Annotated in this window: 7 protein-coding genes; 6 read left to right on the forward strand and 1 reads right to left on the reverse strand. The window is 75.6% G+C overall.

Features of this window, described 5'->3' with window-relative positions; all coding sequences use genetic code 11:
• Window positions 1-3,159: SAV_2336 N-terminal domain-related protein (locus SCA03_RS35420; RefSeq protein ID WP_170223872.1), on the forward strand; the 3,159-nt coding region annotated here is incomplete at its 5' end.
• A 155-nt stretch (window positions 3,160-3,314) separates the two neighbouring features.
• Here SCA03_RS35420 and SCA03_RS34010 read toward each other — a convergent pair.
• Complete coding sequence (locus SCA03_RS34010; protein WP_170298087.1) at window positions 3,315-4,232, reverse strand: SigE family RNA polymerase sigma factor; 918 nt, start codon at window positions 4,230-4,232, stop codon at window positions 3,315-3,317.
• Window positions 4,233-4,433: 201 nt separating this feature from the next.
• Here SCA03_RS34010 and afsQ1 point away from each other — a divergent pair, with 201 nt between their 5' ends.
• The 5 genes from afsQ1 to SCA03_RS34035 all read left to right on the forward strand — a co-directional run bounded on the left by afsQ1 (window position 4,434) and on the right by SCA03_RS34035 (window position 8,824).
• On the forward strand, window positions 4,434-5,111 hold the full coding sequence (afsQ1, locus tag SCA03_RS34015; protein ID WP_078873923.1) for a two-component system response regulator AfsQ1: 678 nt from the start codon (window positions 4,434-4,436) through the stop codon (window positions 5,109-5,111).
• Between the two features lie 67 nt (window positions 5,112-5,178).
• Window positions 5,179-6,951 carry an ATP-binding protein gene (locus SCA03_RS34020; RefSeq protein WP_086818201.1) on the forward strand — a complete coding sequence of 591 codons (1,773 nt, stop codon included), beginning with the start codon at window positions 5,179-5,181 and terminating at the stop codon, window positions 6,949-6,951.
• Window positions 6,948-7,763 carry a hypothetical protein gene (locus SCA03_RS34025; RefSeq protein ID WP_230989097.1) on the forward strand — a complete coding sequence of 272 codons (816 nt, stop codon included), beginning with the start codon at window positions 6,948-6,950 and terminating at the stop codon, window positions 7,761-7,763. Before SCA03_RS34020 ends, SCA03_RS34025 begins: the two co-directional genes overlap by 4 nt.
• A gap of 210 nt (window positions 7,764-7,973) precedes the next feature.
• Window positions 7,974-8,504, forward strand: a complete 531-nt coding sequence (locus SCA03_RS34030) for a VanZ family protein (protein WP_212767522.1) — start codon at window positions 7,974-7,976, stop codon at window positions 8,502-8,504.
• 113 nt (window positions 8,505-8,617) lie between these two features.
• On the forward strand, window positions 8,618-8,824 hold the full coding sequence (locus SCA03_RS34035) for a PspC domain-containing protein (protein WP_030888758.1): 207 nt from the start codon (window positions 8,618-8,620) through the stop codon (window positions 8,822-8,824).
• The last annotated feature ends 129 nt before the right edge of the window (window positions 8,825-8,953 follow it).

The following is an 8,953-nucleotide window of genomic DNA, read 5'->3' on the forward strand; positions in this document are numbered from 1 at the left end:
GCCGCCGCGCCGCCCCGCGCGGACGCGCCGCGCCCGCGGCACACCGCGCCGCCGGCGGACGGTTCCGGGCCGCCGCCGGACAAGCCCGTCGTACCGCTGCGCGCCCCGCAGGAGAAGGCGCTGCGCGAGGAGCTGCGGGTGGGCCGGGCGCTGCGGCCCCTGAAACGGAAGCGGCCCAGCGCCCGGCACCGCGAGTTCGACGAGCAGGCGACGGCGGCGGCGCTCGCGGAGACCGGCCTGCCGGATGTCGCCACCCGGCCGGTCCGGGAACGCTGGCTGCATCTGGCCCTCGTCCTCGACGACGGTATGACGATGCTGCTGTGGCAGCGGCTGGCGGCCGAACTGCGCACGGTGCTCCAGCGGTTGGGCGCGTTCCGCTCGGTCCGCGTGCACGGGCTGCACACCCGCACCACGGGCCGGCCGCTGCTGCACGGCCGCCCGTTCGAGAGCGGCCCGTCGCGGGGCCCCGCCATGTCCCCTTCGGTGCTGACCGATCCGTCGGCGCAGACGCTGGTGGTGACGGTCAGCGACGGCATGGGCGCGGCGTGGCGCACCGGCCGGATGCACGACGTGCTCCAGGAGTGGGCGGAGGCGGGTCCGGCCGTCGTCGTCCACACCCTGCCGCCCGAGCTGTGGGAGGCGTCCGGCATCCAGGCGGACGGCTGGCGCGCGACGACCCGCACCCCGGGCGGCGCCAACACCTCCTGGGAGGTGAGCGACCCGGTGCTGCCCGCCGGGCTGGTGCCCTTCACGGGGGTGCCCGTGCCGGTGCTGGAACCGTCCGCCGGGGCCCTCGGCACCTGGGCCCGGCTGCTGGCGTCCACCGGCACCACCGTCGAACTGCCGCTGCTGGCCCGGCCCCGGCACGACACCCCGGACGGTCCGCCCCGGGCCGCCGACGGGCTCCAGCACTTCCGGGACGCCGCGACTCCGGCCGCCTACCGGCTGGCCGCGCATCTGGCGGCCGTCTCCCCGGTGTCGGTGCCGGTGATGCGCCTGGTGCAGTCCGCCGTGCCCTGGCCGGCCCGGACGGCGCACCTCGCGGAGGTGTTCCTCGGCGGGCTGATGCAGCCGCTGCCGGCGCCGGTGCCGGGCCCGCTGCCCGCGCGGCACCGCATCTTCGACTTCCCCGAGGAGACCAAGAGCGCCCTGCTGGACGCCCTGCCCAGCGCCGAACTGCTGCGCACGGGCCGCCGGATCGGCCGCCGCCTGGAGCAACTGGCGGGCCGCTCACCGGACTTCCCCGCGTGGCTGGCCCACCCGGAGGGCGCGGAGACGCTGCCGGAGAGCTTCCGCGCGTTCACCGCCGTCGAGCGCCGGCTGATGGCCCGGTTCGGCGTCACCCCGGAGCGGGAGGCCGACGTCGCCGCGGCCGCCTCCTCGACGGCCGCCGCGGCCCCGGCGGGCGACGGGCTGCCGGGGACGGCCGGCTGGGAGCCGCTGACGCCGCAGGACCCGCGGCTGCTCGGCCCGTACACGCTGCTGGGGCGCCGCGCCGGCCGGCACACCGTGGTCTACCGGGCCCAGGCCATGGGCGCCTTCCGGTCGGCGGCCGAGACGGGCACGGTGGTGGCGGTCCGCGCGCTGCGCCCGGACGCGCCGCGCTCCTTGACGTGGCAGCTGCGCACCGAGGCGGAGGCCCTGGGCCGGCTGGCCGGCCGGTACGCGCCGCAGCTGCTGGAGCACTCGACGGCCGGCGAGTACCCGTGGCTGGCGATGAGCCTCATCCCGCACGCACAGCGGCCGGACTGGCCGCCGGCCCGGCTGCGGGACGCCCTCGCCGACGGGCAGCTCGACATCCTCACCAGCCTGGTGCTGGCCTGGCACGTGGCGAGCGCGCTGGCGCTGTGCCACCTCAAGGGCCTGGTCCCCCGCGATCTGTCCACGGACTGGATCCTGCTGCACGGCCGGTCGATCTCGCTGAACTGTCTGCTGCACTGCGCCGTCGACGGCGAGTACCCGGGCGGCCGGGCGCCCACCGAGGCGGACAGCATCGTCGCGCTCGGCGAGGTGCTGAGCGAGATCAGCGGCCGGCACCGGGCGGAGACCTCCGCCGCGCCCGCCCGGTTCGAGCCGCTGGGGCTGTGGCAGGGCGACACCTGGGAGCCGCTGCGGGAGCTGGTCGAGCGGTGCCGCTCCACCGACCCGGCCGAGCGGCCGTCGGCGAACGAGGTCGCCGGAGCGCTGGCCCGCTACGTCTCCCTGGCGGCGGCGGCCACCGGCCAGGACGATCCCCTGCCGGGCAGCCGCCCGGCCCCGCCGCCCGAACTGCCGCCGCTGCCGCCGTCCGTGCGGGAGGCGGGCACGGCGGACGAGCGGGCGCTGGGCCGGCGGACGGTGCGCTCCCGGTTCGGCGAGCTGGCCCGCATCCGCCGCCCGCTGGAGCGCAGCCACCGCGTCACGGTCGTCGGCGCGCATCCGCACGCGGGCCGGCTGACGACGACGTTCGTGCTCGGCACCGTCCTCGCCGCCGTGCGCGGCACGCCCGTCCTCGCGCTGGACGCCTCCCCCACCCACGGCGCCCTCCGCGACCGGCTGAGCCGGCGCAATCCGGCCTCCCTGCGCGAGGTGGCCGGGCTCGCGCTGGAGACCCCGCTGGAGGAGCTGCGCCGCTTCGTGACCGCGACACCGGCCGGGCTCGACGTGCTGGCGCACGCCTCGGCCCAGACGACCCGGGGCCCGGGCTGGACGGAGGAGCTGCACCGGGTGCTGGCCCTGGCGGGCCGCCACTATCCGGTGGTGCTCAGCGACTGGGGCGCACCGCACCTGGACCGGTCGGCCTCTCCCCTGCTGGGCTGGACCGACCATCTGGTGGTGTGCTGCGAGGAGTCGACGCCGCACCTCGACGACGCCGGTGAGCTGCTGGAGAAGGTGCGCGACATGGGCCACGGGCAGCTCGCGGACCGTGCGACGCTGGCGTTCGCCCGGCCGTCGTCCGAGGGCCCCCTGGCCACCCAGCGCTACAGCGGCCACCCCGGCGATCTCGTCCTCGTCCCCTCCGACCAGCAGCTGGCCGCGCACCGCGAGGTGGACCTGGCCCGGCTGCGGACCGCCACGAAGCGGAGGTTCCTGGAGCTGGCGGCCGCCGCCATGGAGAGCCCAGCGGGCACCGCACCGCCCGACGGGGACCCGCGCCCGGAGGGCCGGGCACACACATGAAGGAGCGGTTCCGGCCGGACCCCCCGGCCTGCCGGAACCGCTCCTGTCCCCCCGGAGCCCCTCCCCAGGGCCCCGTCCCCCGATGTCCCCCGATCTCCCCCGTGTTTCCCCCGTTCCCCCGTTTCCCCCGTCCCCGGCGGTGCCGGGGACGTCCGTCAGGCGACCAGCTCGTCGAAGGACTCCTCCTGGTCCCGTCCGAAGCTGAGCACCTCGTCGTCGCGCAGCCGGCGCAGGGAGCGCCAGATGCTGCTCTTGACCGTGCCGACGCTGATGTCGAGTATGTCCGCGATCTCCGGGTCGGTCCGGCCCTCGTAGTAGCGCAGCACCAGCATCGTGCGCTGGAGCTCGGGCAGCCGGGCCAGTGCCTGCCACAGGACGGTACGCAGCTCGGTGCCGCGCATGGCGTCCTGCTCGCCGACCGTCTCCGGCAGCTCCTCGGTCGGGTACTCGTTGAGCTTGCGGCGGCGCCAGGCGCTGATGTGCAGGTTCGTCATGGTGCGCCGCAGATAGCCGCCGACCGCGGCCTTGTCGCTGATCCGGTCCCAGGCCCGGTAGGTGGAGAACAGCGCGCTCTGCAACAGGTCCTCGGCCTCGTACCGGTCACCGGTCAGGTGGTAGGCGGTGGCGTACAGGGAGGCGCGGCGGTCGCGGACGTAGGCCGTGAACGCCGCCTCGGCGCTCTCGTCCCCACCGTCCGCGGCCGGCTGCCGCTCCCCCGGGGCCTCCCTGTAGGCACCGTTCTCCCCACGTACCCCGGACGTGCCGGGCCCCCCGTTCTCCCCTCGCCGCTCCCCAGCGGGACCCCCCTCGGTCCCCTGGCGCCCGGCGTCCCCCGTCTTCCCCCCGGGAGCGAGGCCCTCCCCCCGGAGGCTGCTCCCGAGGCCCTCCCCCCGGAGGCCCTCGGCCGCGGTCCCGACAACGGGCCACGGACGTACCCGCCCGGTGCCGCGAGCGCACCCCCGCGGGCTCACGGCACCGGAGTTCTCCGGCCGGTTCTGCTGCGCGGGAACCGCGGGAACGTGCAGGCGCGTGTGAAGGACTGCGCTTGTCGCGGTGCCGTGCAGTGTGTTCATCTCGCGCCCCCTCGGAGCAGACCCGGTCGCTTGCTTGACGACGTACACACTGCCGCTCCAGTTTCATGGCCAGGTTCCCCGTCTGTCACAGCGGTGTCACAAGGGGCGAGCCGGGTCAGGTTGGACGCCGTGCGGGGGGTCAGGGGCCCACAGGCACCCGCCGGTCGAACGCACCAGGGGCCATGGGCCAGAATGGCGCGCGTGGCTTTCCTGTTGCTGATCGAGGACGATGACGCCGTCCGTACCGCCCTGGAGATGGGCCTGACCCGCCAGGGGCACCGCGTGGTGACCGCCGCCTCGGGCGAGGACGGCCTCAAGCTGCTGCGCGAACAGCGCCCCGATCTGATCGTGCTGGACGTGATGCTGCCCGGGATCGACGGTTTCGAGGTGTGCCGGCGCATCCGCCGCACCGACCAGCTGCCGATCATCCTGCTGACCGCGCGCAGCGACGACATCGACGTCGTCGTCGGGCTGGAGTCCGGCGCGGACGACTACGTCGTCAAGCCCGTGCAGGGCCGGGTGCTGGACGCCCGGATCCGCGCGGTGATGCGGCGCGGCGAACGCGAGTCCAACGACGCGGCCACCTTCGGCTCGCTGGTGATCGACCGCTCGGCGATGACGGTCACCAAGAACGGCGAGGATCTGCAACTGACGCCCACCGAGCTGCGGTTGCTGCTGGAGCTGAGCCGGCGGCCCGGACAGGCCCTCTCCCGCCAGCAGTTGCTCCGCCTGGTGTGGGAGCACGACTACCTGGGCGACTCCCGGCTCGTCGACGCCTGTGTGCAGCGGCTGCGCGCCAAGGTCGAGGACGTGCCGTCCTCGCCGACCCTGATCCGCACGGTCCGCGGCGTCGGCTACCGGCTGGACGCGCCACAGTGAGCAGAGCCGCACACGCACCGGACACGCGACAGGCACGGCTTCCCGGCGCCCTCGCGGGGGCGCCCCGGTGAGCGAGGCACCCTCCTTCGGCGAGCGGCTGCGCACCCGGCTCGCCGGTGTACTGCCCACACTGCGGCTGCGGCTCGTCGTCGTCTTCGCGCTGGTGGCGCTCACCGCGGCCGTCTCGGCCTCCGGCATCGCCTACTGGCTCAACCGCGACGCCGTCCTCACCCGCGCCCAGAACGCGGCGCTCAACGACTTCCGCAAGACCATGGAGGACGACGCGGGCAATCTGCCGCGCACCGTCGAGTGCCAGCAACTGCGCGAGGCCGCGCAGAAGATGGCCCGCAGCAGCCAGGACTACCAGGTGCTGCTCACCGACCGGACGGCCGAGGGCACCGAGTGCGCCGCCGCCTCCAACGAGGACGACTTCACCCTCAGGAACGTCCCCGAGCCGCTGCGCCACGCCGTCAACAAGAAGCGCACGGTCGACAAGGGCAACGCCTACCCGTACCACCTGTACTGGCAGCGCATCACCAAGGACGGCGACCCCTATCTCGTCGGCGGCGCCAAGCTGATCGGCGAGGACCCGGCGCCCACCGGCTACATGCTCAAATCGCTGGCGCCCGAGCGCGACGACCTCAACTCGCTGGCCTGGTCGCTGGGGATCGCCACCGGGCTGGCGCTGATCGGCGCCATGCTGCTCGCGCAGGCCGCCGCGACGACGGTGCTGCGCCCGGTGCGGCGGCTCGGCGAGGCCGCGCGCCGCCTCGGCGAGGGCAAGCTCGACACCCGGCTGCGGGTCTCCGGCACCGACGAACTCGCCGAACTGTCCCGCACGTTCAACGACGCGGCGGCCTCCCTGGAGCAGCGCGTCGACGACCTGAGCGCCCGCGAGGAGTCCTCCCGCCGCTTCGTCGCCGACATGTCGCACGAGCTGCGCACCCCGATGACGGCCATCTCCGCCGTCACGGAGGTGCTGGAGGAGGAGCAGGAGAACCTGGATCCGATGATCGCGCCCGCCGTGCAGCTCGTGGTCAGCGAGACCCGGCGGCTCAACGACCTCGTCGAGAACCTGATGGAGGTCACCCGTTTCGACGCGGGCACCGCCCGGCTCGTCCTCGACGACGTCGACGTCGCCGACCAGGTCACCGCCTGCATCGACGCCCGCGCCTGGTTGGACGCCGTCGAACTGGACGCGGACCGCGGCATCATGGCCCGGCTGGACCCGCGCCGCCTCGACGTCGTCCTCGCCAATCTGATCGGCAACGCGCTCAAGCACGGCGGCTCCCCGGTGCGCGTCTCGGTGCGCACGGAGCGGCGCTCCGGCGGCGAACCGGCAGCCGAGCGGCCCGGCGAGCGGCACGGCGAGCGTGCCGGGGAACGGGCGGGTCAGCGCGCCGAGGGCGCGGCGGACGGCACGGCGGACACCAGAGCCCCGGGCGCGGGCGCCGCGGGCGGGGAAGCGCGGGACGGCGACGAGCTGGTCATCGAGGTCGCCGACCGGGGCCCGGGCATCCCCGAGGAGGTCCTGCCGCACGTCTTCGACCGCTTCTACAAGGCCAGCGCCTCCCGGCCGCGCTCGGAGGGCAGCGGCCTCGGGCTGTCCATCGCCATGGAGAACGCCCACATCCACGGCGGCTCCATCACCGCGCACAACGCCGACGAGGGCGGCGCCGTCTTCACCCTGCGCCTGCCGCGCGACGCCCGCCGCGTCGCCGAGGAGCGGGAAGCGGGCGACGACACCGGACAGGCCCACTCCGGCGGCGGGCCGGACGGCGGCACCGACGAGGGAAACGGCGACGACGACGTGAACCGGGGCTCCGGAGGCGGCCGATGAGCCGCACGGCACAGCGGGGGAACCAGCGGGACGAGCAGCGGAACCAGCGGAACCAGCGGGACACACGGCGGGGTGCACGGCCGGGGCGGAAGCCGGGCCGGGCCGGGCGGCGGCTCGCCGCGTTCGTCGGGCTGCTCACCGTGACCGCGCTCGCGACCGGCTGCGGTATCCGCGCGACCTCCGTCCCGGTCGACGCCGGCGCCGCCCCGTCCAAGGTGGGCTGCGCCCTGCCCGAGGCCCACAGCTCGCCGGACCGCTCGGCGCGCACCGAGGTCGTGCGGGTGTATCTGGTGTGCCGCTCGCGGGTGGCGCCCGTCGAACGCGAGGTGCGGATGCCGGGCGGCCGCTCCTCCTCCGAGCGGCTGCCCGTCGCCCGGAAACTGGTCGAGGACCTCAAGCGCAGCCCGGACTCGGCCGAGGACACCGCCGGCTTCGAGACCGCCGTCCCCCAGGAGCTGACCGTCTCCGGCGGGACGGACGGCGACCCGGACGAGGCGCTGCGGCTGAGCGTCCCGCCTGGTGAACTGCCGCCGTTCGCCCTGGCGCAGCTCGTGTGCACACTCGCCGACACGGCCGCGGCGGACGCCAACCACGGTGTCGTCCTCGGCGGCCCCGCCGGTCCCGCCGACCGCGAGGACGGCGACGGCGACGGCGGGCACGACGGTGACGGAGACGGCGACGGGTCCGGCGACGGCGGGTCCGGCGACGGCGGGTCCGGCGAGGAGGCGAAGAGCGCCCTCCAGCGCTTCGAGTGCGACACCGCCCTGCGCACCAGGCCGGAGGCGGCGGACACCGCGGGCACCCGGGTGTGAGCCGCACGGCGGCCTCCTCCGCGCGGTGCCCGGCCGCCGCGCCGGAGGGGCCGCCCGGGGCCGGCGGCGGCATCCGTGGGACAGCCGTGTGACACAGCCCTTACCGGCCGGGAACATCCGGCCGGAACCAGCGCAGAACGAGGCGGCGTCCTTGGTGACGTGCAGCGCCCAGGCTCCGGCGGCCGGCAGACGGCCGCCACCCGAATCCGGTTGGCGGGACTCGTCCTGCTGACCGCGCATCTGCTGATCGTCTGCTGGCTGACGCTGCGCCCCCTCTCCGTGCCGTGGATGGCGCCGTCCAATCTGCATCCGCTCGCCTCGATCCGCGCCGATCTGGCGGCCGGACCGCAGGCGGCGCTCCGCGGGATCGGCGGGGGCGTGGCCCTGCTCGCCCCGTTCGGCGTGCTGCTGCCGCTGGCGAGCGGCCGGCTGCACCGCCCCCTGCCGGGCACCTGTGTCCGTACCGTCATCGCGGGCGCACTGGTCTCGGTGGCCCTCACCCTGGTCCGCACCGGGGTGCCGGGGCGCGTCGTGGACGTGGACGCGGTGCTGCTGAACACCGTGGGGGTGGCGCTCGGCGCCGTCCTGGTCTTCCCCGTGGTGCGCCGTGTGCTGCGCCGCCGGGAGCACGGCCGGGACGGGGCGTCACCGGCGGCGCTGACCGGAAGGCCCGTGCGGCTGCGGGACGGCGAGTCTCAGGGTTCGCCCCCGAGAGCCACCAGGGTCGGAACGGCACCATAGCGGGACGCACCGGACCCGACCGGCGCCTACCGTCGAATGTGGAGGCGCGAAGCCCCCGGAACGCCCGACGCCGACGGCGTGGGCGGCGAGGACACAGCGAAGGAGTCACGGTCATGGCCACACTTGCCCGCCCGCAGCAGGGACGGATGATCGGCGGAGTGTGTGCCGGTCTCGCCCGCCGGTTCGGCACCACACCGACCACGATGCGGGTGCTGTTCCTGGCGTCGTGCCTGCTGCCGGGCCCCCAGTTCCTGCTCTACCTGGCCCTGTGGGTGCTGCTGCCCGAGGAGTCGGAGGCCGGTCGGCGCTCGGCCTGGTGACCCCGGGCCACCGGCCCGCCGCACCCGACCCCGCACGTCCGGGCCCGCGCACACGGGCCCCCCAGGCACCGGCACAGGCACCGGCACGCACACACACGCGACGGCGGGCGCTCCCGGGAGGAGCGCCCG

Source organism: Streptomyces cacaoi, assembly GCF_006539165.1.
Lineage (GTDB): Bacteria > Actinomycetota > Actinomycetes > Streptomycetales > Streptomycetaceae > Streptomyces > Streptomyces cacaoi.

What these genes read in the sequence shown, in the direction of transcription:
- SCA03_RS34035 (WP_030888758.1), top strand. Translation starts at nt 8,618, where the DNA reads ATGGCCACACTTGCCCGCCCGCAGCAGGGACGGATGATCGGCGGAGTG.
- SCA03_RS34025 (WP_230989097.1), top strand. Translation starts at nt 6,948, where the DNA reads ATGAGCCGCACGGCACAGCGGGGGAACCAGCGGGACGAGCAGCGGAAC.
- SCA03_RS34010 (WP_170298087.1), bottom strand. Translation starts at nt 4,232, where the DNA reads ATGAACACACTGCACGGCACCGCGACAAGCGCAGTCCTTCACACGCGC.